We start from the raw sequence: 23,400 nt of genomic DNA, 5'->3' as shown, positions 1-23,400 counted from the left end.
GGCATTTTTCCTTGTGTGGGGGGTTGGCGCCATGGCCTGGTGCTCCCCCTCGAAACACCACCTGCGGGGCTCGGTGCGGGCGGGGGCTTCTCTGTCGACCTGTGCGCAGCTTAGCGCATGATCATGCGCTGTTTCTCGCGATTTTGCGCATAGCTGGCCTTGTCATAGGGGGCCTGCGCCTCAAGCTGCTCCTTGGTGAAGTTCGTGTAGAGATAGCGCTTGCCGTTCTTGTCGGTCATGAATTTCAGGTTGTCCATGCCGACCGCCACCTCCTTCTCGCCGATGCCAAGGAAGCCGCCGACGTCGATGATGACTGCGTCGACCTTCTTGTCGCCGCCCAGCACGATATCGCCGATCTCGCCGACGTTGACATCGTTGGCGCCGTAAACGGTTGTTCCAACCAGATCCTCGGCCCGGATTTCGCCCATCGGCATTTCGGTTAGCATCGACTTGTCGATCGACCCGGTCTTGGTCTGGTCGGCCGTGGAATTAGCCGGAGGCGCCGCTGCCGGAGCATTTTGAGCCGTCTTACTGGCCTGGTCAGTGTTGTTGGTCGTCGCAGTGTTATCGGTCGTGGCAGTGTTGCTGGCCGTCACAGTAGGCGTGACGACGGCTGGCGCATAAGCCGCGGCATCGTTCGACGCTGTGGTCGCCGGGGCCGGATCATAGGGCTTGCGGTCGAAATCCGGCTGCGCCGTCAGCTCTTCCCTGGTGGTTTGGGCAACCAGCCAGCGATCGCCGTTCCTCTCGGCCCACTGCGCCTTGTCGAAGTCATAGGCGACGTTCTTTTCACCTATGCCGAGGAAGCCGCCGACACCGATGACCAGCGATTGCGCCTTGGCTTCCTTGTTGATGACGATGTCGTTTACGTCGCCGATGTTCTGGGCGTCGTCGCCGGTACCGTTGTAGACGGTCTCGCCGATGATATTGGTGGCAAGATTGCCTTCCGCGCGCTTCACGACCGGAGCGGGGTTGTTACCGGCCGGCGCCGCCGGGGCGTTCTGCGCCGTATCGGTGGAGGTCGACGGAGCGGCAGGAGCCGTAGCCGTGGTGTCTGTCGCCGCAGGCGCCGGATCATAGGGCTTGCGGTCGAAATCCGGATGACCCGTCAGCTCATCCTTCGTCGTTTGCGCTATCAGCCAGCGATCGCCATTTCTTTCGGCCCATTGCATCTTGCTGTAGTCGAAGGCGACGTTCTTGGTCCCAATGCCGAGGAACCCGCCGACGCCGATGACGATGGATTTTACCTGGCCGCGTTCGTCGAAGACGACATCGGTGACCTTGCCGATATTCTCTGCATTGTCGCCGGTGCCGTTATAAACCGACTCGCCGATGATATTGGTGACAAGGCTGCCCTCGGCGCGTTGCACCGGAGCGGCTGGAGCGGAATTCTCTACGGCGGGTGCTTGCGCCGGCGCCGGGGTCGTCGCCGATTGCGCAAATGCACCCGTCGCAATCAATGTTGCGACTGCTGTCGTGGTTAAAAGGGTGCGGATCATCTTAGTGTCTCCTCGTCGGTGATTTCGTGCACGCCGTGCCCGCATAGCGTCGCTGCGGGCGCAGCGTCTTCTGCATGTTCACAACGTTGTGACCACACTGTTGTTCCGAAAAAAGCCGTGGCGCACCCGGTGCCATGTCGAAGGTTCTCGGATTCGCCACGCTGGTCGAAAGGAACATTTTCTCGGCCGCCCCGTTCCACTCCCGGCTGGGACCCCGTCCCGGCCGGATAGGTGCTGGAAAAATGGAGCGGCCATGCGGTTTGCAGCGGTGCTGAACAAGGACGGCGGCACCCTGCGCACCATCGATCTTGAGGCCTTCGCCGGCCGGATCCGCGGTACGCTTGAGGCTGCTGGTCACTCGATCGATATCGACATCGCCGCCGGCAAGGATATCGTCGCCACGCTGGACGACATAGCTTCCAGGCGCGGCATCGACGTCGTGCTGGCGGGCGGCGGCGACGGCACCATCTCAGCCGCGGCAGCCCGTTTGATGAATGGGGAGAAGGCGCTGGCAATTCTGCCGGCTGGCACAATGAACCTTTTTGCGCGCGGCCTCGGCATTCCGCAGACCCTTGATGCGGCACTGAAATCGTTTGCCGACGGCGAGGTGATGGCAATTGACATTGCAACAGCCAACGGCCGGCCTTTCGTGCATCAATTCTCGATCGGCATGCACGCCAGGATGGTGCAACTGCGCCAGAAGATGGAATTCGGCTCGCGGTTGGGGAAGATGCGCGCCTCGGTGCGAGCCGCTTGGGCGACGATCAACAATCCACCGGCGATGAACGTAACGCTGACGATCGGCGAGGCCGAGATCAGAACCCGGATCACCGGTATCGGCATCACCAACAATCTGTTTGGCGAGGGCCACCTGCCCTATGCCGATAATCCGGCAGGCGGCGTGCTGGGCATCTATGTCACCGTGGCGCGGCGGCGCGGCGAATTGATCAGGTTCCTCTTTGACGTCGCCCGTGGGAAATGGCGCGGCAACGAGCATGTCGAAATTCATCAGGCAAACCGCGCCGTTTTGACAATCCATTCGAGGAACAGGAAAGTTCAGGCAGTCATGGACGGCGAACTGGTAAAGCTCGATCGCGAGACGACCGTCGAAATCCATCCGCGCGCGTTGAATGTTCTCGTCCCTGCGCGCGCCGCCGAGGCAAAGGTTGCCTGACGTGGGATGCGTGATGTGGGGTGGTGTGATGCAAACTGGGGCGAGCGATGGAGAGAACCTAGCCGCTGGGCGTGTTGCCCTGTTCGGTCTTCGGCGTCTCGATCATCCAGCCGTAGATTTCGGCGACGCCCCAGGCGATAAAAGCCAGCAACAGCGCGGCGATCAGGATACGAAGGACATGCCGACCCCGCCGCCCTTGACGGGCTTTGTTTTCAGGAATGGTTTTTGGCATTGTCTGGCTCCATATTTGGCGCCGGCAGGCGTAACTGGCGGGGCGTTGGCTGGTAACGGTCCCCCGCCGCGAAAGTTCCGGCTCTGCAAGGCGGCAGACGGGCCGGTTGGCCTGACCAATCAGCGGAGCCGGCCACCGGGGGCATAGTGGACGACAATAGCCAGAACACGCCGGGCCTGCCGGCCGATATTCGCCGTGTGGTGGGCGCCGCGGACCGTCTTGCCGTGCTGCACGGCCTCGACACGCTGGACGGGGCTGCCGACCCTGATTTCGATCGTATCGGCGGTCTTGCCGCTTCGGCGATGCAAACGCCTGTCGCACTGATCACGCTGGTCGATGCCGAGCGGCAGTGGTTCAAGTCCTGTATCGGCCTCGACGAGACCGAAACCGCAACCGAGACATCGTTCTGCGCCTATACCATCGCAGCCGGCAACGTGCCGATGGTGGTGGCCGACACGGCGGCGGATCCGCGGTTCAAAGCCAATCCGCTGGTCACCGGCGAGCATCATATCCGCTTTTACGCAGGCGTGCCCATCGTAATCGACGGCGCGCTGATCGGCACGCTGTGCGTGCTCGACCGGAAGCCGCACGCACGTCCCTCCTCTGTCCAGCTCGACCAGCTGTCGGCGCTGGCCGGCCTTGCCGCCAGCCTGTTCACGCTGAAGGATGCAACCCGCAGTGCGGCGATTGCCAAGGCAGCACTGGTTCGAGAGGAAAAGCGGCGCGCCATCGCGCTCGACGCGGCTTCGCTTGCCAGCTGGGCATGGGATATCCGCAGCGATATGATCGACTGCGACGTCCTGCTGTCCGAATTGTTCAACCTGCCGAAGTCGAACAGGCTGAGGGCGCGCGACATCCTGATCGCCATCGACCCGCGCGACGTTCACCAGACCGAAACACGCTTTCGCGACGCGCTGACCGGCAGCGACGATTATTTTGGCGAATACCGTGTCAAAGGCCTCGATCCGCCGCGATGGATCGCAACGCGCGGCCGCGTCATAGAGCGCGACGGCGAGGGCAAGCCAACGCTGATCTTCGGCGTCAACTACGACATTACCGAACGCAAACTTGGCGACGAACGTCAACGGCTGTTGCTGCGCGAGCTCAATCACCGCGTCAAGAACACTTTGGCAACCGTACAGGCGCTGGCGACGCAGACCGTTCGCCATGCCCGCCAGCCAAGCGAATTCCTCCAAGCCTTCAGCGCCAGGCTGCAGGCACTGGGCGTTGCGCACAGCCTGCTGTCGGACCGCGAGTGGCGCGGTATCGGCATCCGCGAGCTGGTGGAGATCGAGCTAAAGCCGTTCCAGGCCGCCGGACAATCGCGCATGGCGATCTCCGGCGCCGATGTCCTGCTGTCACCCGACCAGGCAGTCGGGCTCGGGCTGATCCTGCATGAACTGGCAAGCAACGCACTGCAATACGGGTCGCTCTCGGTTTCCTCCGGAAAGGTCGATCTCGATTGGAGGGTACAAGGCAGGAAGGGCGCACGGCGTCTGTTGCTGGCCTGGCGTGAAAGCGGCGGCCCGCGGGTTGCGCCGCCCAAACGCCATGGCTTCGGCTCGATCCTGATCCGCCGCAGCCTGGCCAAGGTCATTTCCAGCGAGGTGACCCATGAATTCCGGCCGGAAGGCGTGGTCGCCGAAATATCGATTCCGCTCGAAGATTTGTGACGCCAGCATTTTGCGACCGGCGCCAGAATCGTTTGCCCCGAACTATCCCTCCGAACTATTCCCGTTTGCCGATATCCGGATCATCGGAGCCGCGCTTCACGTTCTCGCGGTAGATAGCGTAGGCGGCGAGTGCTATCGCCGGGCCGAGAATCGCGCCCAGTCCGGCCTTCCCCGGGCCACCTTTGCCCTTGAGCAGCGCCGGCAGCACGGCGAGTACCGCAGTGATGCCGATAGCCTTCATGTCGGCGTTGCGTCGCTTCGCCCGGCGCCTGGCGCGCGAGCCGGCCGACATCCGGTAGACGAGCAGGATGAGACCGGCGATTGCCAGAAAGCCGATCCCGAAGCTCAGGGAAGCTGCCATCGGCCCATAGCGGGCCGCCGTCCAGATATAGGCCGCCCCGACGAGGAAGCCGAGGCCGCACAGCGCCGCGAGCGCTGCGATCGAATAGACAATCGCAGCGACGCGTGCGCGTTGCACCGCCGCAATGGTTTCGCCCGAGGCGAGGCCCGAGATCAGCGATGCAAGCATTCCCATGCGTGCAGAACTAACGGCGCGCGAGAAGAGCGAAGAGGAATCCGACGCCTGCGGCGATCGCCAGCGAAGTCACCGGTTTTTCGCGCATATGCGCTATCATCTGCGCCTCGATGTCCCTGGCGTTGCTGCGCAGGCTGTCGAAGGCTGCCTCGCCCTGGGTTCGCAACTGCTCGACGCTTTCGGCGGCGGCTCGCCGTGCTGCCCCGTAGCCATGTTCGCCAGTTTTGGCCAACAGCTTGGTAAGTTGGTCGATGTCGGCCTTCAATTGTGCGATGTCGGCCTCAATATCGGAATTCGTGCGGGCTTCGTTCGCGGCCTTTCCTGCGGCAGTTGCCATTGCTTCACTCTCCATGCTTTTGCTCGGTCGAAACGCCCGACAGACCCCAAGGTTCCGGCACGAACCTCTTCTAACCCTATCTCCGGCAGCGCGCGTTGCAAATGCCTTGCACGGGCCGAGGCCGACGCATCCGCGCCGGCACGTCTTTTTTAAATGACAGCATGCCAAATACCGATCATGACTTCCCCCGTTTCACGTTAGAGACGCATTTAAGGAGATATTGCTGCGTGCGCGCATCACTTGACGGTTTGCGGATTCTTATCCTGGAAGATGAGTTCCTGATTGCCATGGATATCGAGCAGCTTTGCCGCGACTACGGCGCGCTCAATGTGGTCATCGCCCGTGAGCTGACTGAGATCGAACAGCAAGACGTTGCCGCGCAGTTCGATGTGGCCATCGTCGACCTCATGCTGAGCGGCGTTTCGACGCTCCAATTTGCTTCGCGGCTGCGTGAAGCGGGCATCCCGTTCGTCTTCGCCTCGGGCTATTCAGATACCGACGAGATCAAGAAATCCTTTCCCGGCGTCAGGCTGGTCACCAAGCCCTATTCGGGAGACGATCTCGTCGAGGCAGTGGTAACGGCCTGCAGGCGCACGCCTCTTCGCTGAGGCGCGGAGCGGTTCGAACACGCCGGCGCTTCACGCAGCCGTCGACCCGGTTACCTGAGCCGAAATTGCGTCCGGGCCATACTCGTCTTCACCGGAGATCTTCAGGATTTCCTGCAGCCGTGTGCGGGCGCGGCTGACGCGGCTCTTGATCGTTCCGACGGCGCAGCCGCAGATCTCGGCCGCTTCCTCGTAGGAGAAGCCCGACGCGCCGATGAGGATAATGGCTTCGCGCTGGTCTTCTGGCAGCAATTCGAGCGCGCCGCGAAAGTCTTCGAGGTCAAGCTGGCCGTGCTGGGCCGGGTGAACGGCAAGCCTAGCCGTCATGACGCCATCGCTGTCCTGCACCTCGCGGCCGCGCTTGCGCATCTGCGAATAGAATTCGTTGCGCAAGATCGTGAACAGCCATGCCTTCAGGTTGGTGCCGGGCTGGAAGCTTTCATGCTTGTCCCAGGCCTTGACCAATGTTTCCTGCACCAGGTCGTCGGCCTTGTCGGCGTTTTGCGTCAGCGACACGGCAAAAGCCCGCAGGCTCGGGATCGAGCCGAGCAAGTCGGTCTTAAAGCCCTGGGAGACGGCCGCCATGCCTCAGTCCTTCTTTTGTACAGGTTCGGCCTTTTCCAACTGGCTGAGCAGTTGGGCGAAGCGATCCGGCACATTGTCGGAGACCAGCTCGTCATAGTATTGTTTGAGTTTGCGGCCGATTTCCGAGTTCGGCCCAAGCGGGTCGCGGGAAGCAGCCCGGCGCCCGTTGCCAACGCCACCCATGGTAGCTTTCGTCATGTTCTTCATTTCGCCCTTTTGTCCCAGCCTTAAGCCGCCCTTCAACACATAACGCAATGCAAGCGGCAGCCTCGTCTGGTTGCCCAACCCGCCCTTAAACGCCAGCCTCACATATTAGTTCCGCACGATTGGAACCTTTTTCAAGGAGCCAGCGTTTCAATTGCTGGGCTTGCAAACCGTTTTTAGCTGTAACATGCAATCACGTCATATGAGGGAGACGTCCACTATGAGCCTATCAGCAACCATCGCTCCGCACCTGCCGTTCCTGCGCCGCTTCTCGCGCGCCGTATCCGGATCGCAAGAGAGCGGCGACGCGCTGGTCGCCGCAATGCTCGAGGCCATCATTGCCGATGTCGACATCTTTCCGGACGCATCGAACGACCGCATCGCGCTCTACAAGGTCTTTGCCAAGCTCTTCACCTCGGTGGCCATTCGCGTTCCGCAGGAGCATGCCCAGTCGGCATGGGAACAGCGCGCCGCGGCCAATCTGAATGCAATTGCGCCTCGTCCCCGCCAAGCCTTTCTGCTGGTGGCGGTCGAAGGCTTCAGCGAAGACGAGGCGGCGGAGATTCTCGACGTCGACGAACAGGAATTCTCCGAACTCCTCGCGCAGGCGAGCAACGAGATCTCCCGTCAGGTGGCAACCGACGTGCTGATCATCGAGGATGAGCCGCTGATCGCCATGGATATCGAGGAAATGGTCGAAAGCCTCGGCCACCGCGTCGTCGGAACGGCGCGCACCCACGCCGAGGCGGTGGCGATGTTCGGCAAGGCGCGGCCAAAGATGGTGCTTGCCGATATCCAGCTTGCCGACGGAAGTTCGGGCATAGCGGCCGTGAATGAGATCCTGTCGTCGACCTCGGTACCGGTGATCTTCATCACCGCCTTTCCCGAGCGCCTGCTCACCGGCGAGCGGCCGGAACCGGCTTTCCTGGTTACCAAGCCGTTCAATCCGGACATGGTCAAGGCTCTTATCAGCCAGGCCCTGTTCTTTGACCGGCACGCGAAAGCCGCGGCATGAAACAGCCGGCGGCCGAACTGCGGCCGCCGGGATAGCCACTCCCTTGGATCAGATGGGGCGTGACGCCGGCTCAACTCACTGGCAACCAACTGGGGCAACCAACTGGACCTTTCCACACACCGCGGCAATTCGGGCCCTGAAGATTTTCAGCATCGTCTTTTTCGGAAAATGGTGGAACAAACGGAGGCGAATCACGTTTTCACCGCAGCATTGGAAGGAGATCGATCATGCTTTACTGGGCGCTCGTATTTCTCGTCGTGGCGATCATCGCCGGTGCGCTTGGTTTCGGCGGCATCGCTGGCACCTCGGCCGGCATAGCGCAGATATTGTTCTTCATCTTTCTCGCCTTCCTGATCATATCGCTTATTGCCGGCCTGATCAGACGAGCGTGAATGCCAAGCGGCCATTCAAGCGAACACTGGAAGCCGCACCCCTCAAACGGTTTCCAGCCACCGCCGGGCAGTGTCCTCCAACGGGATGCCGCTCGGCGGACCGCTTTTTAAGGCTTGATACGAAGCTCCTCCTTTTGGAACCCATTTTTCCGCGAACCGTTCAGCCCGACATGGGTTGAGCAAATTGACCGATGCGTTCCAGAGTCGGAAAAATGAAAGACCGCGGCCAGAGTGATGAGATCATCGCTTTGCATCCTGCCGAAAGCGGGATGCAGCTTGGCCGGGCCCTTCTCCATGCACTGCACAATGCCGGGATTTCCGTCCTGTACCAGGATCGCGAGATGAAGACGGTGTGGGCGCGCAACATGCGCGCGCCCTGGACTTCCGATGCCTCCGACAACAACGGCATCTTGCCGCCGGCGCAGGCGGAGCGTATCGGCGCCGCCAAGCACGACGTCATCGTATCCGGCAATCCTCAACATCTTGAACTCAGCGTGCCGGCCGATGACGGCGCCCGCTGGTTTCAGGTGTGGATAGACGCCGACCGCAGCGAGACCGGCGCGGTGCAGGGCGTCGTGACCACCATGGTCGAAACAACCGAGCAGAAACGCCGGGAGCAGACGTTGAAGGCGCTGCTGCGCGAAGTCAGTCATCGCTCCAAGAACCTTTTGGCCATCATCCAGAGCATCGCCACCCAGACGGGCCGTTATTCCGGCAGCATTGACGATTTCCTGACGCGCTTCCGGGGCCGATTGCAGTCGCTGGCCTCCTCGCAGGATTTGGTTACGTCATCCAACTGGCGGGGAGCGGCGCTGCGCGAGCTGGTTTCCGGTCAGGTCGGCAGGTACGGCGCGGATCCCTTGCACAGCCTACGCTTCCGCGGCGCAAATCCATATCTCAACCCCAATGCCGCCTTGCACATCGGCTTGGCCATGCATGAGCTCGCCGTCAATTCGGTCAGCTATGGCGCGCTGTCGCGCAGCGACGGTTTCGTCGAGGTGACGGCCGATCTGACGGCAGCTTCCGCTGGCGAGCCTGCGCTGTCGCTGACATGGGCCGAAGTGATCGGAGCCAACGACAATCAGCGCAGTGAGAAGCGTTTTGGCAGCGTCGCGCTCGAACGCGTCGTGCCCACTTCATTGAATGGAACGGCGACACTTGAGATCACCGGGAACCGCCTCGAATACCGCCTTGTCGTTCCTCACGGCAATTTCGAGACGGATTAACGAGCGGCGGTCGCCGCGCGAAGGCTTGCTGCGCATCGCCATCTTTAACCGACTGTTCACCATAAAGTCCGATCCTGTCCGAACGTGCCGATCCACCGGATTGAGTTTGGCACAAAATGAAGGGAATGGGCCTTGACGGCTGCCGACTTGAACAGACTGGAACAGGCCGCTCGCGTCTCGATGGGCGGTTTTCAGGATCCCGACGCGTCCGCAGCGCCCGCGCCTCGTGCTTCGCCCCTCCGCTTCGCCGCCGTCGCGCTTATGGCCGCGATCGTCCTGACCGCCGCGTCCCAACTGATCTGAATCGAACTCGCCTCTGCTTGATCGCTTTGAAACCACTGCCCGAGTGCTCGGCCGTGCCCGTTCGCGGTCACCGACCTGCAGGGCCAGGCCCAACATGTCGTCGCCAGATGCCTTGCCGTCGATCCGGCGCTCGAGGACGACCATGACAGGATCGTCTGGAACGTGCGTCCCAGCGGCACGCTCGATGCGTCCTTGGAGATTTCCGGGTTCGTGGTAGCATCGAACGGCGCACGTCCCGAAAAAGACTATCTTAATCAACAATGAAATCGTGCGGGCAAAGGCCGTACTTTCATGCTAAATGGCGGCTGGAGCTTATTAAAGTGAGGACAAAAGTGAGGATGACTCCATGCGGAAGATGATTATTGCCATGGTTGCCGTGGTTGCGGTCAGCGGCTGCACCACCACGGAAGAGAACGTGGGTATCGGCACTGTGGGCGGCGCGCTCATTGGTGGCGCTGTCGGCGGCGGCAAGGGCGCTTTGATCGGCGCCGGCGCTGGTGCGATTGGCGGTCTGCTCGTTCGCCGTCTGCAAAATGGCTACTGCCAATACAGAGATCGTCACGGCCGGATTTACACAGCTCGCTGCAACTAGTTTCGAGCTCCAGGCGAACAGCAAACGCGGAGGCAGGCCACCTGTCTCCGCGTTTGCCCTTTAAAGCGCTGTTGCGACGCGGCCCACGAGACGGGGTTTCAGCCCGGCAGCGGAACCTTGATTTCCACGTTCAAGCCATCTTCGCGAAAATCGCGCCTGATTGTGCCACGCAATTCGCGCGTGACATTGAGATCGATCAGTCGGGTGCCAAAACCGCTCTTTGCCGGTCTCTCGAGCTTCTTCTGACCGGCCTCGCGCCAGTTGAGAGCCAATGTCCGGGTGCCGCTACGGGCTTCGAGCGACCAGTCGACCTTCAGCGCACCGACTGAATTGCCGGCTTCGCCATGCTTCAGCGCATTCGTCGCCAGTTCGTGAAAGACGAGGCCGAGTGCCTGCGTCGTCTTTTCATCGAGAAGAACCTGCGGTCCCGACAGCAGCCCTTCAGGAAGCTCACTGCCGAACACCTGGCCTAGTTCGATGCGCAGCAGGTCGCCGAGATCGGCTTTCTGCCAGCGTGAGCGCGTCAGCATGTCCTGGGAAGCCGCCATCGCCTGCAGCCGGGCCGAGAAAGAAGCCGAGAATTCCTGGACGTCGGTGGTGTGCGATGCTGTCTGGCGCGCGATTGCCAGCACCCGCGTGATCGAGTTCTTGATGCGATGCTTCATCTCCTGCAGCATCAGGTCTTTTTCCAGCAGGCTCTTTTCGGTCGTTTCGTGAAGCAGCGAGACCGCCTCATAGGCCCGCTCCTGATAGCGGGCCACCAGCGCGATGGCGCCCGCAAGCAGCAGTCCGAACAATCCGAGCATCACCGGGATGGCGCGCGAGGAAGGTTGCGAGAAAGCACTTGTCGGCCTGAACAGGACGACCCACGGCCGGCCGGCGACGGTGATCTTGCGGGTGACCAGCAGCCTGTCGCCGAGGCTCGAAACAGGCGGCGTTTCCGATTGGAACAGCAGGTTGTCGCTGTCCACCGTGCCGTCATAGATCTCGGTGTTGACCGGCAGCAATGGTGCCCGGCTGAGCGCAGCCTGGAACAGATCACGGGCGCGGAAGGCCGCATAAAGAAAGCCGGCAGTCGAGGATCTCGTCGCGTTCACGGCGTCCGGCGCGGTTTCGACATTGAGCCGGACGAAGACGAGGAACCCGGTAAAGGTCTGCGCGGCACCCGTATCCTTGCCGAACTGCACGAGCCCGCTGGCGTGCTGCTGGTCGTCGGCCATCGCCTTTTCGATCGCCTCGCGCCGCGCCGGCCCGGTGAACATGTCGTAGCCGATGCTGGATTTGTTGGACGGATCCAGCGGTTCGAACAGCACGATGGGCGTACGCCACGGTAAGTTCGTGTCGGGATAGATCGGATGGCTTGCGCCGTGATCGTGCAGGATGTCGCGCTCGACCGCCGCCTCGTTGCCAGTTCTCGCCAGGCGGAGGAAACCGATACCGCGCAGGCCGGCGAAATTATTGTCGATGTCGAGCGCGTTGAAGAAAGCCTTGAACTCGCCCTGCGAGATACCGCCATTGCGTGCGTCGAACAGCGCCCGGGTCGAACGCAGCAGCGACAGGTCCAGGTCGATGCGGCTTTCGATCCGGTTAAGCGCGTCGTCTGCCGTCGCCTCGAATTTAATGCGGGCCGCCTCCTGGGTGGCAAAATAGGCAAAACCCGCCATCGTCAGGCTGATCAGCGCGACGGCGATAAAAGCGACGGTCGGAAAAAGCTTCTTCAATTGCTGATACGTCCCGTGGACGGTTCGGCATCTTTATGGGCAAGTCCCGACGCCAACACAATGGCGAGGCCAAAGCATGGTGACGGCTGGCACATTTTGGCGGCTTGTGATTAGCCGGCTAATTCTCGTTCATGCGGCGATCTTCAGCGCGCCCGGCCCCGGAATGGCGCCGGGTGGGCACTTGCCGAGGATGATCATGCCGAGCACCTCGTCCTGGGTGACGTCGGTTGTGCGCGCCGTTCCGACAACCCGACCGTTCTTCATGACGCAGACACGGTCGGCAAGCTCGAACACGTCGTGAATATCATGGCTGATCAGGAAGATGCCGATGCCGTCGGCCTTGAGCTGCCTGACCAGTTCGCCGACCTGCGCCGTCTCTTGCGGCCCGAGTGCCGCCGTCGGCTCGTCCATGATCAGGATGCGAGCATTGAACAGGATGGCGCGGGCGATCGCCACCGACTGCCGCTGGCCGCCCGAAAGCTTTACCACCGGCTCCTTGAAGCGTTGGAAACGCGGATTGAGCCTGCCCATCACCTTGCGCGCCTCGGCCTCCATGGCGACGTCGTCGAGCGTACCCCAGCCGGTCATCAGCTCGCGGCCGAGAAACAGGTTGGCGGCCGCATCGACATTGTCGGCCAGCGCCAGCGTCTGGTAGATCGTCTCGATGCCGTACTTCTTGGCGTCGCGGGGATTGGAGATCGAAGCCTCCTCGCCGTTGACGAAAATCTGGCCCGCATCGCGCTTGTAGGCGCCGGACAGGATTTTTATCAACGTCGATTTGCCGGCACCGTTGTGACCGAGCAAAGCCATCACCTCGCCCGGGAAAAGGTCGACAGAGGCATCGTCGACGGCGCGAATGCCGCCGAAAGCGATGGAGATGTTGCGCATGTCGATCAGCGGCGTGGGAGCGGTTTTGTCTGCCATGCTCGTCCTTCCTCCCTATAGATCCTGCTTGAGCATCAAGTTGTACGAAAACCGGTTTCCACCTTGCGGGATCATGCTCAGACCCGTTTGCGATAGACGGTATCGAGCCACACCGCGACCACCAGCACGGCTCCGACAACGATGCTCTGCAGCGGCGAATCGATGCCGAGCAGCACCATGCCGGACTGCAGCGACTGCATCAAAAGCGCGCCGAGCATGGCGCCGAGCACTGTGCCGGAGCCGCCAGCGAGCGACGTGCCGCCGATCACCGCCGCCGCGATGACCAGGAGCTCGTCCAGCGTGCCCAGCGCATTGGTCGACGAGTTCTGCCTGGCTGACGAGATCGCTGCGGCGATCGTCGCCAGCACGCCCATGATCATGAACACCTTCATGGTCACCCAGCGCGTGTTGATACCGGCAAGGTTGGCTGCTTCCGGATTGCCGCCGATGGCGAAGACATAGCGGCCGAAACGGGTACGCTTGGCGATGAAGGTCATGATCAGCCCTACGGCTACAGCCATCAGCACGGGTATGGCGATGCCATGGGCGATGAACAGCCCGCCTTCGGGAACGGTTATATTGTTGGCCGCCGCATATCTGTTCACGATGCCGACCGGCCAAGGATAGGAATTGGCAAGCCATATGGCGCCCGTGATGACAAGGCAAGTGACGGCCCCGAGGAACGTCTCGGCCCAGATCGGGCGTAACGGGAAGCGGAACCGCTTGCGCTGCACCCGCCCGTTGAGCAGCATGAACACAACCGCCAGGCACGCGACAATTCCGACGATCCAGCTCCATCGCGCACCGATCGAACCCGTCGGTCCGCCGCCCATCAGCTGGAAAGTGGCATCAAGCGGCGCAATCGTCTGCCCACTGGCGACCCACCATGCGGCACCCCGCCAGACCAGAAGGCCGCCCAGCGTCACGATGAAGGCCGGCACCTCGAGATAAGCGATGATGTATCCCTGGAACGCTCCGATCAGAAGGCCAAGCGCCAGGCCGATGGCCAGCGCCAGGATCCAGATCCAGGGGTTGCCTAATTGCAGACCGACCATTCGCACCAGGAAATGCACCTGCGCAAAACCCATGACCACGCCGATCAGGCCTTCGGCGGAGCCGACCGACAGGTCGATATTGCGCATGACGATAACCAGCACCATTCCGGCGGCCATTATGGCCACGGCCGAAGTCTGTACCGACAGGTTCCAGAGATTGCGTGGCGTCAGGAAGGTCCGGCTGTCGAAGTCGAACGGATTGACGCCGAGCCGTACGCTAGAAATGACATGCAGGCCGACCCAGATGACCAGCAGCGCGCCGACCATGCCGAGCATGCGCGTGTCGAGTTCGGTTGCCTTGAGAAATCGGGCAACGATGCCGAGCTCGGATTCCCGTGCCCGGTCTGCCGTGCTGTCGACCGGCGTGTTGGACGTCGTGTCGGTCATGATGTTTCTCCCGCCGGGTTGCCGTCTGCCGCGGATGCCGGAAGCAGCCTAGAAGTTATCCGCCGGAAGCGGAAAAACAACTCTTGTTGAAAAAACGCCGCGGCGAGCGGCCGCGGCGTTCGGACTTCTCGGAAACGTCGGCTCAGTTGCAGACTGCAACAGTGCCAGCCGTCACGCCGGCGCAGACCTCTTCTTTCTTGATCCAGCCGGCGTCGATGACGACGTTGAGGTTGTCCTTGGTGATGGCGACCGGGGTCAGGAACAGCGACTTGACGGTATTGCCGCCGGGCGTGGTGAAATCCTTCACGCGGGCAATGTCGGTCATCTGCTTGCCGTCGGCCAGTTGCGAGGCGATCTCGGCGGCATTCTTGCCGAGCTCGCGCGCATCCTTCCACACCGACACGGTCTGTGTGCCGAGCGCGATGCGGTTCAGCGCGGCGTGGTCGCCGTCCTGGCCCGAAACCGGAACCGATCCGGCCAGCCCTTGCGCTGTCAGCGCGGCGACGACGCCGCCGGCAGTGCCGTCATTAGCGGCGACCACGGCATCGACCTTGTTGTCGTTGGCGGTCAGGAACTGTTCCATGTTCTTCTGAGCGTTGGCCGGCAGCCAGCCGTCCGTATAGGCCTCGCCGACATTCTTGATCTTGCTGCCGTCGATGGCCTCCTTCAGCACCTCCATCGAACCGGCAAACAGGAAATCGGCATTCGGATCGGAACCCGAACCCTTGATGAAGACGTAGTTGCCTTCCGGCTTCACCTTGAAGACTTCGCGGGCCTGCATGCGGCCGACTTCCTTGTTGTCGAAGGTCAGATAGAACACGTCCTTGTTCTCGATCAGCCGGTCATAGCCGACGACCGGGATGCCTTCGTCCAGTGCCTTCTGCACGGCCGGCCCGATGGCCGAGGCGTCCTGCGCCAGGATGATCAGTGCGCTGGCGCCCTGCGAGATCAGGCTCTCGACGTCGGTGAGCTGCTTGCCGGGGTTGGACTGTGCGTCGGCGGAAATATACTTGTCGCCTGCGGCCTCGATGGCCGCCTTCATTGCGGCCTCGTCGGTCTTCCAGCGCTCTTCCTGGAAGTTCGACCAGGAAACGCCGATGACCTTGTCTTTAGCCTGCGCCACCGACGCCAGCGCCAGCGTCATGGCGACACCCGCCAGAATGGCGGTCGTGAATTTCTTCATCATATCCTCCCTGCGCCGCGTACGGCGTGACCAATTGGCTCAAAGACCAGCTTAGAAGCTCTAATTTTTTCGAGCCTCGAAAAAATACTGGCCCGATCTCCGGCTGCTGTCAACATCGATTCTGATGGATTTTGATGACTCTGCGAGTTTTTTCGAGCGTCGGAATAAACGATGACAGCGCCACCTGCATCTGACACTATTTGCCTGCATCCGACACTATTTGTCGGACATTACCGACGGCTTCCGGTTCATGAGCGGCCGCGGCAACCGGGAGGAAAGCAAAACAATGTCGGTCGGAATCCGCCATGACGATTTGCGCCGGCGCAACCGGGCGATGGTGATCTCGGCGGTGCGCCGGGCCGGCCAGCCATCGCGTACTGAGATCGCAGCTACCACCGGCCTCAGTCATTCGACCATATCGGCGATCTCTTCCGACCTGATACGGGAAGGCATCCTCGCCGAGAGCAAGGCAAGTGAGCCCGTTTCGTTGAAACGCGGTCGTCCGCAGGTCGGCCTCGCCCTCAACCCGGAAGCGGCGGCGGTGTTGACCGTGGTGTTGTCGCTGAATTTCCTGTCGGCCGCCATTATCGACTATACGGGACAGGTGGTCGCCGAGGAACAGCGCCGGCTGGACACGCTGACCATGCCGCGCGACGAGCTGATCCGTGAATGCATGGCCATCGTCCGGCGCCGGCTACAGGATCCAGACCTTGACGTCCGCTGTGTCGCCCGCATCGCCCTGGCGATTCAGGGCATTACCGACTCCCCTGCACGCGCCATGCTGTGGTCGCCGATCACGCCGCAGACCGACATCGCCTTTGCCGACATGCTGGAGGACGAATTCGGCATCCCGGCAACGGTGGAGAACGACTGCAACATGATGGCGGTGGCTTTGCGCTGGCGCAATCCGGATCGGTATCGCGACGATTTCATCGCCATCCTGCTTTCGCATGGCATCGGCATGGGGCTGGTGCTGAAGGGCGAACTGTTCACCGGGACGCATTCCTCGGGCGGCGAATTTGGCCACATGATCCATCGTCCGGGCGGCGCGCTCTGCCGTTGCGGGCGGCGCGGCTGCATCGAGGCCTATGCCGGCAACTACGCCATCTGGCGCAACGCCAGGCAGATGAGCGACGACAGCGAACCGGTCGCCGACGTCAGCGACGCCGACATGCGAGCACTGGCGGCCCGGGCGCGCGAGAAAGATGGGCCGGAACGCGAGGCCTACCGCAAGGCCGGCGAGGCGCTGGGTTTCGGTCTCGGCTCGCTGTTCGCGCTGATCGATCCGGCACCGGTCGCGATGGTCGGCGCCAGTGCCGCCGCCTTCGATCTGATCGAGCCGGCCTTGCGGAAGGCAATCGCCCAGACCGCCGGCGGCCAGCATTCAGGCTCGATCTCCTTCGATACAGAGCCGAACGAATTGCCGCTGATCCGCGAAGGCTGCGCGATGCGGGCGTTAAGCTTCGTCGACCAGGAGATTTTCGCGCCGGGCGCGCAAATGAGGCCCAGCGTCAGAAAGAACGTAGCCTGACCAGGCGGGTCAATCTTCCCTGATCGCATAGCCGGCACCGCGGATGGTGCGGATGACATCCGGCATCCGGCCGTTGTTGACGGCTTTGCGCAGCCGCCCGACATGCACGTCGACGGTGCGTTCGTCGATGTAGATTGTCTCGCCCCAGACATTATCGAGTAACTGGCTGCGCGAGAAGACACGGCCCGGATGCCGCATCATGAACTCGAGCAGCCGGAATTCGGTCGGCCCGAGCCTGATTTCGCTCTTCTTGCGATAGACCCTGTGCGATTCGCGATCGAGCACGATGTCGCCGACCTTCAGCACGCTGGACAGCACTTCCGGCTTGGCGCGCCGCAGCAGCGCCTTGACCCTGGCCATGAATTCCGGTGTCGAAAACGGTTTGACCAGATAGTCGTCGGCGCCGGTCGAAAGACCGCGCACCCGGTCGCTCTCCTCGCCGCGCGCGGTCAGCATGATGATCGGCAGCCGCTCGGTTTCGGGGCGCACCCGCAACCGACGACAGAGCTCGATGCCGGAAACCGCTGGTATCATCCAGTCGAGCACCAAAAGGTCGGGCACATTCTCCTGCAAACGGATCTCGGCTTCGTCGCCGCGTGTCACCACCTCGACCTGGTAGCCTTCGGATTCGAGATTGTAGCGGAGCAGCACACCCAACGGCTCCTCGTCCTCCACCACCATTATGCGTGGTGCGATCATCGGCTGGGCACCCCCATCATGTCACCGGTGCGGACATTGTCGTTTCGTCCTGCTTCGGACGATTGACCGGCAATTGCTCGCCGGTCAGCACATAATACGCATTTTCGGCGATGTTGGTGACATGGTCGCCGATCCGCTCCAGATTCTTGGCGCAGAACAGCAGGTGCGTGCAAGCGGTGATGTTGCGCGGATCTTCCATCATGTAGGTCAAGAGCTCGCGGAACACGGACGTGTATTTGACGTCGATGCGCTCGTCGGCGGCACGCAGCTTGGCCAACGCGGCCGCATCGCCTGCAGCATATTCCTCGATGACACCCTGCACCTGGATGAGAACCAGCTGCGCCATCGCGTCGATGGAATGCGACAGGTCCCGCGGCGTGGCGCTGAGGCCGACCGCACTCACGCGCTTGGCGATATTCTTGGCAAGGTCGCCGATGCGTTCGAGGTCGCCCGCCATGCGGATCGCTCCGACCACATGGCGAAGATCGTGGGCCATCGGCTGGCGTTTGGCGATCAGGGTGATGGCGCGGTCGTCCAGTTCGCGTTGACGCGCATCCATGATGGCGTCGTCGGAAACGACGCGTTGCGCCAGCACGTTGTCGGAATTCAACAGGGCCTTGGTCGCCCCGCCGACCATCGAACCGGCGAGGTCGGCCATGTCGCGGATCAGCTTGCTGATCTGCTCGAGATCCTCGTCGAAAGAAGCGACTGTGTGTTCGCCCATGGTCCTGTCCTCATATGCATGATCGGAACGGCTCAGCCGAAGCGGCCGGTGATGTAGTCCTGCGTGCGCTTCTCGCGGGGCGACGTGAAGATCTTCTCGGTCCGGTCGAACTCGACCAGTTCACCCAGATACATGAAGGCGGTCTGGCGCGACACGCGCGCCGCCTGCTGCATGTTGTGGGTGACGATGACGATCGTGTAGTCGGCTTGCAATTCGTCGATCAGTTCCTCGATCTTGGCAGTCGACAGCGGGTCGAGGGCCGAAGCCGGTTCGTCGAGCAGAATGACTTCCGGCTTCACGGCCACGGTGCGGGCGATACAGAGCCGCTGCTGCTGGCCGCCGGACAGGCTCAAGCCGCTGGCGTTGAGCTTGTCCTTGACCTCGCTCCACAGCGCGGCGCGCTTCAACGCCTGTTCGACGCGGCCGTCCATCTCGGACTTGCCGAGGTTCTCGTAGAGCCTGACGCCGAAGGCGATGTTCTCGTAGATCGACATCGGGAACGGCGTCGGCTTCTGGAACACCATGCCGATCTTGGTCCTGAGGAGGTTGAGATCCTGCGACCGGTCGAGAATGTTCTTGCCGTCGAGCAGCACCTGGCCCTCGGCCGTCTGTTTTGGGTAGAGCTCATAGATGCGGTTGAACACACGCAGCAGCGTCGATTTCCCGCAGCCCGAAGGGCCGATGAAGGCCGTGACACTGCGCTCAGGCAGAGACAGGCTGATGTCCTTCAGCGCCTTGCTCTGGCCGTAGTAGAAGTTGAGATTCTTGACCTCGATCTTCGTCTTCTCGGCGACCGTTTCGGCCATCGTCATGTCTGGGGACAACATCTGTGTCATCTGTCCTCTCTGCGTCCGGTAAGGCTGCGGGCGAGGATGCTCAAGCCCAGAACCGTCAGGGTGATTATGAGTGCGCCGGTCCACGCCAGTTGCTGCCATTCCTCGTAAGGGCTGAGAGCGAACTGGAAGATGGTCACCGGCAGGCTGGCCATCGGCGCGTTGATATTGCTGCTCCAGAACTGGTTGTTGAGCGCGGTGAAGAGCAGCGGCGCCGTCTCGCCGGAAATGCGTGCTATCGCCAGCAATATGCCGGTGACGATGCCGGACAATGCGGCGCGGTAGGCGACCGAACGGATCACCACCCAGCGTGGCGCGCCGATCGCGGCACCGGCTTCACGCAACGCGTTCGGCACCAGGTTGAGCATGTCTTCAGTGGTGCGCACGACCACCGGAATGACCAGGATGGCAAGCGCAACGGCGCCGGCAATGGCCGAGAAATGTCCCATTGGCCGCACCATCAGCTCGTAGACAAACAAGCCGATGATGATCGACGGCGCCGACAACAGGATGTCGTTGATGAAGCGGACGACGGTGGTGATGCGCGAAAAGCGTCCATACTCGGCCATGTAGGTTCCCGCCAGCACGCCGATCGGCGTGCCGACGACAACGGCGATGATCGTCATCAGCAGGCTGCCCGCGATGGCATTGAGCAGGCCGCCGGCCTCGCCCGGTGGTGGCGTCATCTCGGTGAAGACCGCGAACGAAAGCCCGGCTGTGCCCTTATAGACCAGTGCGCCGAGGATGAGCGCCAGCCAGGCAAGCCCGATGCCGGCGGCGACGACGCAAAGCGCCATCATCACCGAATTCCTGGCTTTGCGGCGGCTGTGGAGCGATGAGGATGTCGACATCGGTCAGGCTCCCGTACGGGCGTCGATCCGCATCAGCATGTAGCGGGCGGCGGCAAGGATCAGGAAGGTGATGACGAAGAGGATCAGGCCGAGCGAAACCAGCGAGGAGGTGTAGAGGTCGCCGTCGGCCTCGGTGAATTCATTGGCGATGGTCGCCGAGATCGTCGTGCCCGGCGCGAACAGGGAGGCACTGATGCGGTGGGCGTTGCCGATGACGAAGGTCACCGCCATGGTCTCGCCGAGCGCCCGGCCGAGGCCAAGCATGACGCCGCCCATGATGCCGATGCGGGTATAGGGAATGACCACGCGCCGGGTCACTTCCCAGGTCGTGCAACCGATGCCATAGGCCGATTCCTTCAGCACCGCCGGCACCGTATCGAAGACGTCTTTGGTGATCGAGGTGATGAAGGGCAGCACCATGATGGCAAGGATCAGCGCCGAGGTCAGAAGGCCGATGCCGTAAGGAGGGCCGGCGAAAAGGCTGGATAGTCCCGGTACGCCGTGGAAGATGTTGATGATGAAGGGCTGTATCGTCGTCTGCAGGAACGGCGCGAACACGAACAGGCCCCAGATACCATAGATGATCGAGGGAATGCCGGCCAATAGCTCGACCGCGATGCCGATCGGGCGCCTGAGCGGGCGCGGGCAGAGCTCGGTGAGAAAAACTGCAATGCCGATGCCGATCGGAACCGCGATCAGGATGGCGATGGCCGCCGTGACCAGGGTGCCGTAGATCGGCGCCAGTGCGCCAAATTTTTCCGTGACCGGATTCCAGCTTTCAGTCGTCAGGAAGGAGAAACCGAAGGACGACAGCGCCTGCCACGAGCCGGCAAACAGCGAGATCGCGACACCGCCGAGGATGACCAGCACAAGAATTGCGGAAGCGCGGGTGAGTCCGCGGAATATGGCATCGGTGAGCGCGAAGCGCCGCACCGTAGCTTCCCTGGCCCGGGCTGCTGCGGATGATGGCATGGCATCGGAAGCGATGGTCATTGGGTCCTCGCGATTGAAGGCAACAGGGAGGGCGCCATCGACGCCCTCCCTGGAGGAGATTACATAGCCGAGTAGAGCGGCTTGCCGTCGTCGCCGACGACTTCCTTGGCCCACATGGCCTTGACGCTCTCAACCACCTTGTCGGGCATCGGAACGTAGTCCAGCTCGCCGGCCATCTCGTCGCCCTTGTCGTACGCCCAGGCGAAGAATTTGAGCGCTTCGCCGGTGGTCGCGGCATCATCCGGCTTCTTGTAGAGCAGGATCCACGTTGCCGCCGTCATCGGCCAGGACTCGGCGCCCGGCTCGTTGGCGAGGATGACGCCATAGCCCGGCTGCGAGCTCCAGTCGGCATTGGCCGCTGCCGCCGAGAACGCCGCCGCGGCGGGCTCGACCTTCTTGCCGTCCTTGTTGATCATATCGGTGTGGGTGAGCTTGTTCTGCTTGGCGTAGGCATATTCGACATAACCGATCGCGCCGCCGGTCTGGGAGACGTTGTTGGCAACGCCCTCGTTGCCCTTGGCGCCGATGCCGACCGGCCATTCCACGGCCTTGTCGACGCCGACCTTTTCTTTCCAGTCCGCGCTGACGTCGCCGAGGTAATAGGTGAAGTTGAACGTCGTGCCCGAACCATCGGAACGGTGAACGACCGCGATCGCCTGCGAAGGCAGCTTGACGTCGGGATTGAGCTTCTTGATCGCCTCGTCATCCCAGCTCGTGATCTTGCCGAGGAAGATGTCGGCCAGCGTCGGGCCGTCGAGAACCAACTCGCCCGGCTTGATGCCTTCGAGATTGACGACGGGAACGATGCCGCCCATCACCATCGGGAACTGAGCCAGTCCGGACGCTTCAAGCTCGTCGCCCTTGAGCGGCGCATCCGAAGCGCCGAAGGTAACGGTCTTGGCTTTGATCTGCTTGATGCCGCCGCCGGAACCGATCGACTGGTAGTTAAGGCCAACGCCGGTGTCTTTCTTGTAGGTGTCGGCCCACTTCGCATAGATCGGGTAGGGGAAGGTGGCGCCGGCGCCGGAGATGTCCGCGGCGAGCGCGGCGGACAGGGTGAGGGTGGTCGTCGCCGCAGCCATTGCAATCGCAACGGCCGCCGAGCGGATGAAATGTCTCATGTGGCCTGCTCCTGTTCGGAATATGGTCTCTCGGCGCCATTCCTCCGGCGCCCGCTGAGGCCAATAGCCCCCGATTATTACAGTCGCATGACAGTTTCATGTCGCTCCGGTAACGTCGTCCAGCCAGGTAAGAAGGAGCGGCCGCGGGCTTTGTCGGCATGGGCCGCGGTTTGCCGCTGGAATCAGCAGCTTGCGTGAATTCCGGCCGGCATCGTCTGCTCGGCGATCGTAGCCACCGGCTTTAAAAGAAAAAAGCCGGACGGGAGCGCGTTGCATGCAGCCAGAACGTGTCATGGCCGCGCCATCGCCGAAACAGGTCCGTTGGGGTAAATCTGACCCTGTTTCTTGCCGGCGGTCGCTGCTCCCGCCCGTAACTGGAGGAGCGGAACTTCGAATATCCCATTGTCGCCACTGAGCGCGACTTTGGTATGGTGCGATCGCACCATGGCCTTACGCTGGAAGCGTTGACGAATCGCAAGGTTCTAACTCGCGCTGGACCTCCATCCGCGCCCGACCCGGCGCTCGATCTTCGAGCAACGCCTTCGACTGGAAGTGCGACGACTCTACTTCACGGTATCTACTCCCTTCGCCCTATTCCGCCGGTTGTCGGTTAGGCCGAAGCAGCGTTATAAGCTTGCAGGGGTATTGCTGATGTCTCGACGGATTCTGCCTGTCTTCCTGTGCCTGGCGCTGCCTCTGGGAAGCGGCTGCGCGCGCAGCTATGACGGCACCGTCATCATTCCCAAGCCGCTCGATGTTCGCCGTTTCTGGGACAGGCCTTCGCCGCAGGCGCAAGCCGAACAGTCGCAACTGGAGACCGACGTCTTTCCAGTGGCGCCGCAAACGCCGAAAAGGCCGGCGGTGCGCAGGAGCGCGGCTTCCGTTGCAGCGCCTCGGAGGAGGGTCACCAACAACCCGCCCATGCTGTCGCCGGAGCCGACGAAGCCGCTAACTTGCAAGAATGTCAGCGAGCCCGGCAAACGGGCCCGCATGGTCTGCGAATAAC

26 protein-coding genes and 1 pseudogene are annotated in these 23,400 nt (G+C 62.0%); 11 read left to right on the top strand and 16 right to left on the bottom strand.

The window, feature by feature from the left end; translation table 11 throughout:
• Window positions 1-110: 110 nt before the first annotated feature.
• Window positions 111-1,499, bottom strand: a complete 1,389-nt coding sequence (locus NKJ91_RS27170; protein ID WP_352457970.1) for a PRC-barrel domain-containing protein — start codon at window positions 1,497-1,499, stop codon at window positions 111-113.
• Between the two features lie 253 nt (window positions 1,500-1,752).
• On the opposite strand from NKJ91_RS27170, the gene NKJ91_RS27165 reads away from it, so the two are divergent.
• Complete coding sequence (locus NKJ91_RS27165) at window positions 1,753-2,673, top strand: diacylglycerol/lipid kinase family protein (protein ID WP_352457969.1); 921 nt, start codon at window positions 1,753-1,755, stop codon at window positions 2,671-2,673.
• Between the two features lie 58 nt (window positions 2,674-2,731).
• On the opposite strand, the gene NKJ91_RS27160 is transcribed toward NKJ91_RS27165, so the two are convergent.
• Window positions 2,732-2,905, bottom strand: a complete 174-nt coding sequence (locus NKJ91_RS27160) for a hypothetical protein (RefSeq protein ID WP_292659198.1) — start codon at window positions 2,903-2,905, stop codon at window positions 2,732-2,734.
• 146 nt (window positions 2,906-3,051) lie between these two features.
• Here NKJ91_RS27160 and NKJ91_RS27155 point away from each other — a divergent pair, with 146 nt between their 5' ends.
• Window positions 3,052-4,578, top strand: coding sequence for a sensor histidine kinase (locus tag NKJ91_RS27155; RefSeq protein ID WP_352457968.1), 1,527 nt, complete (start codon window positions 3,052-3,054; stop codon window positions 4,576-4,578).
• Between the two features lie 55 nt (window positions 4,579-4,633).
• Here the strand turns inward: NKJ91_RS27155 and NKJ91_RS27150 are convergent, their stop codons facing one another.
• Complete coding sequence (locus NKJ91_RS27150) at window positions 4,634-5,113, bottom strand: hypothetical protein (protein ID WP_352457967.1); 480 nt, start codon at window positions 5,111-5,113, stop codon at window positions 4,634-4,636.
• Between the two features lie 10 nt (window positions 5,114-5,123).
• A complete protein-coding gene (locus tag NKJ91_RS27145) occupies window positions 5,124-5,450 on the bottom strand; it encodes an ElaB/YgaM/YqjD family protein (RefSeq protein WP_023678546.1) in 327 nt (108 codons plus the stop codon).
• A 227-nt stretch (window positions 5,451-5,677) separates the two neighbouring features.
• Between NKJ91_RS27145 and NKJ91_RS27140 the strand changes: the two genes are divergently transcribed.
• Window positions 5,678-6,058: a response regulator gene (locus NKJ91_RS27140; protein ID WP_352457966.1), complete on the top strand. Its 381-nt coding sequence runs from the start codon at window positions 5,678-5,680 to the stop codon at window positions 6,056-6,058.
• Window positions 6,059-6,088: 30 nt separating this feature from the next.
• Here NKJ91_RS27140 and NKJ91_RS27135 read toward each other — a convergent pair whose 3' ends face one another.
• Together NKJ91_RS27135 and NKJ91_RS27130 are read right to left on the bottom strand one after the other, a co-directional pair.
• Window positions 6,089-6,640, bottom strand: a complete 552-nt coding sequence (locus NKJ91_RS27135; RefSeq protein WP_023678544.1) for a sigma-70 family RNA polymerase sigma factor — start codon at window positions 6,638-6,640, stop codon at window positions 6,089-6,091.
• Between the two features lie 3 nt (window positions 6,641-6,643).
• A complete protein-coding gene (locus tag NKJ91_RS27130; RefSeq protein WP_023678543.1) occupies window positions 6,644-6,847 on the bottom strand; it encodes a NepR family anti-sigma factor in 204 nt (67 codons plus the stop codon).
• A gap of 217 nt (window positions 6,848-7,064) precedes the next feature.
• Here NKJ91_RS27130 and NKJ91_RS27125 point away from each other — a divergent pair, with 217 nt between their 5' ends.
• The 6 genes and pseudogenes from NKJ91_RS27125 to NKJ91_RS27100 all read left to right on the top strand — a co-directional run bounded on the left by NKJ91_RS27125 (window position 7,065) and on the right by NKJ91_RS27100 (window position 10,372).
• The gene (locus NKJ91_RS27125) at window positions 7,065-7,859 is read left to right on the top strand and encodes a response regulator (RefSeq protein WP_023678542.1); all 795 of its coding nucleotides are present in this window, start codon (window positions 7,065-7,067) and stop codon (window positions 7,857-7,859) included.
• Window positions 7,860-8,086: 227 nt separating this feature from the next.
• Complete coding sequence (locus NKJ91_RS27120; RefSeq protein ID WP_023678541.1) at window positions 8,087-8,251, top strand: DUF1328 domain-containing protein; 165 nt, start codon at window positions 8,087-8,089, stop codon at window positions 8,249-8,251.
• Window positions 8,252-8,442: 191 nt separating this feature from the next.
• Window positions 8,443-9,477: a sensor histidine kinase gene (locus tag NKJ91_RS27115; protein ID WP_352451150.1), complete on the top strand. Its 1,035-nt coding sequence runs from the start codon at window positions 8,443-8,445 to the stop codon at window positions 9,475-9,477.
• A 132-nt stretch (window positions 9,478-9,609) separates the two neighbouring features.
• Window positions 9,610-9,780, top strand: coding sequence for a hypothetical protein (locus tag NKJ91_RS27110; protein ID WP_023678539.1), 171 nt, complete (start codon window positions 9,610-9,612; stop codon window positions 9,778-9,780).
• 57 nt (window positions 9,781-9,837) lie between these two features.
• A pseudogene (locus tag NKJ91_RS27105) lies at window positions 9,838-10,044 on the top strand (hypothetical protein); the annotation flags it as partial.
• 82 nt (window positions 10,045-10,126) lie between these two features.
• Window positions 10,127-10,372 (top strand): YMGG-like glycine zipper-containing protein, encoded by a 246-nt coding sequence (locus NKJ91_RS27100; protein ID WP_006328050.1) that lies wholly within the window; start codon window positions 10,127-10,129, stop codon window positions 10,370-10,372.
• 98 nt (window positions 10,373-10,470) lie between these two features.
• Here NKJ91_RS27100 and NKJ91_RS27095 read toward each other — a convergent pair whose 3' ends face one another.
• The 4 genes from NKJ91_RS27095 to xylF all read right to left on the bottom strand — a co-directional run bounded on the left by NKJ91_RS27095 (window position 10,471) and on the right by xylF (window position 15,642).
• A complete protein-coding gene (locus tag NKJ91_RS27095) occupies window positions 10,471-12,093 on the bottom strand; it encodes a CHASE domain-containing protein (RefSeq protein ID WP_352457965.1) in 1,623 nt (540 codons plus the stop codon).
• A gap of 129 nt (window positions 12,094-12,222) precedes the next feature.
• Window positions 12,223-13,017 (bottom strand): ATP-binding cassette domain-containing protein, encoded by a 795-nt coding sequence (locus tag NKJ91_RS27090; protein ID WP_292655543.1) that lies wholly within the window; start codon window positions 13,015-13,017, stop codon window positions 12,223-12,225.
• A gap of 77 nt (window positions 13,018-13,094) precedes the next feature.
• Window positions 13,095-14,459 (bottom strand): sugar ABC transporter permease, encoded by a 1,365-nt coding sequence (locus NKJ91_RS27085; RefSeq protein WP_352457964.1) that lies wholly within the window; start codon window positions 14,457-14,459, stop codon window positions 13,095-13,097.
• A 142-nt stretch (window positions 14,460-14,601) separates the two neighbouring features.
• On the bottom strand, window positions 14,602-15,642 hold the full coding sequence (xylF, locus tag NKJ91_RS27080; protein ID WP_352457963.1) for a D-xylose ABC transporter substrate-binding protein: 1,041 nt from the start codon (window positions 15,640-15,642) through the stop codon (window positions 14,602-14,604).
• Window positions 15,643-15,928: 286 nt separating this feature from the next.
• Here xylF and NKJ91_RS27075 point away from each other — a divergent pair, with 286 nt between their 5' ends.
• A complete protein-coding gene (locus NKJ91_RS27075; RefSeq protein WP_352457962.1) occupies window positions 15,929-17,173 on the top strand; it encodes an ROK family protein in 1,245 nt (414 codons plus the stop codon).
• A gap of 9 nt (window positions 17,174-17,182) precedes the next feature.
• Here the strand turns inward: NKJ91_RS27075 and phoB are convergent, their stop codons facing one another.
• The 6 genes from phoB to pstS are packed head-to-tail and all read right to left on the bottom strand — an operon-like array spanning window position 17,183 to window position 22,394.
• A complete protein-coding gene (gene phoB, locus NKJ91_RS27070; RefSeq protein WP_031212149.1) occupies window positions 17,183-17,872 on the bottom strand; it encodes a phosphate regulon transcriptional regulator PhoB in 690 nt (229 codons plus the stop codon).
• 16 nt (window positions 17,873-17,888) lie between these two features.
• Window positions 17,889-18,596 (bottom strand): phosphate signaling complex protein PhoU, encoded by a 708-nt coding sequence (gene phoU / locus NKJ91_RS27065; protein ID WP_023678534.1) that lies wholly within the window; start codon window positions 18,594-18,596, stop codon window positions 17,889-17,891.
• Window positions 18,597-18,628: 32 nt separating this feature from the next.
• On the bottom strand, window positions 18,629-19,432 hold the full coding sequence (pstB, locus tag NKJ91_RS27060) for a phosphate ABC transporter ATP-binding protein PstB (RefSeq protein WP_352451144.1): 804 nt from the start codon (window positions 19,430-19,432) through the stop codon (window positions 18,629-18,631).
• Complete coding sequence (gene pstA, locus NKJ91_RS27055; protein ID WP_023720929.1) at window positions 19,429-20,280, bottom strand: phosphate ABC transporter permease PstA; 852 nt, start codon at window positions 20,278-20,280, stop codon at window positions 19,429-19,431. Before pstA ends, pstB begins: the two co-directional genes overlap by 4 nt.
• Before the next feature lie 3 nt (window positions 20,281-20,283).
• Complete coding sequence (pstC, locus tag NKJ91_RS27050) at window positions 20,284-21,273, bottom strand: phosphate ABC transporter permease subunit PstC (RefSeq protein ID WP_352451142.1); 990 nt, start codon at window positions 21,271-21,273, stop codon at window positions 20,284-20,286.
• Window positions 21,274-21,332: 59 nt separating this feature from the next.
• Window positions 21,333-22,394, bottom strand: coding sequence for a phosphate ABC transporter substrate-binding protein PstS (gene pstS, locus NKJ91_RS27045; RefSeq protein WP_352457961.1), 1,062 nt, complete (start codon window positions 22,392-22,394; stop codon window positions 21,333-21,335).
• A 651-nt stretch (window positions 22,395-23,045) separates the two neighbouring features.
• On the opposite strand from pstS, the gene NKJ91_RS27040 reads away from it, so the two are divergent.
• A complete protein-coding gene (locus NKJ91_RS27040) occupies window positions 23,046-23,399 on the top strand; it encodes a hypothetical protein (protein WP_352457960.1) in 354 nt (117 codons plus the stop codon).
• Window position 23,400: the final 1 nt, after the last annotated feature.

It is taken from the genome of Mesorhizobium sp. M0040 (assembly GCF_040323505.1).
Taxonomy (GTDB): domain Bacteria; phylum Pseudomonadota; class Alphaproteobacteria; order Rhizobiales; family Rhizobiaceae; genus Mesorhizobium.
The sequence above is the reverse complement of the archived record's forward strand: the minus strand, read 5'-3'. Positions and strand labels throughout refer to the sequence as shown.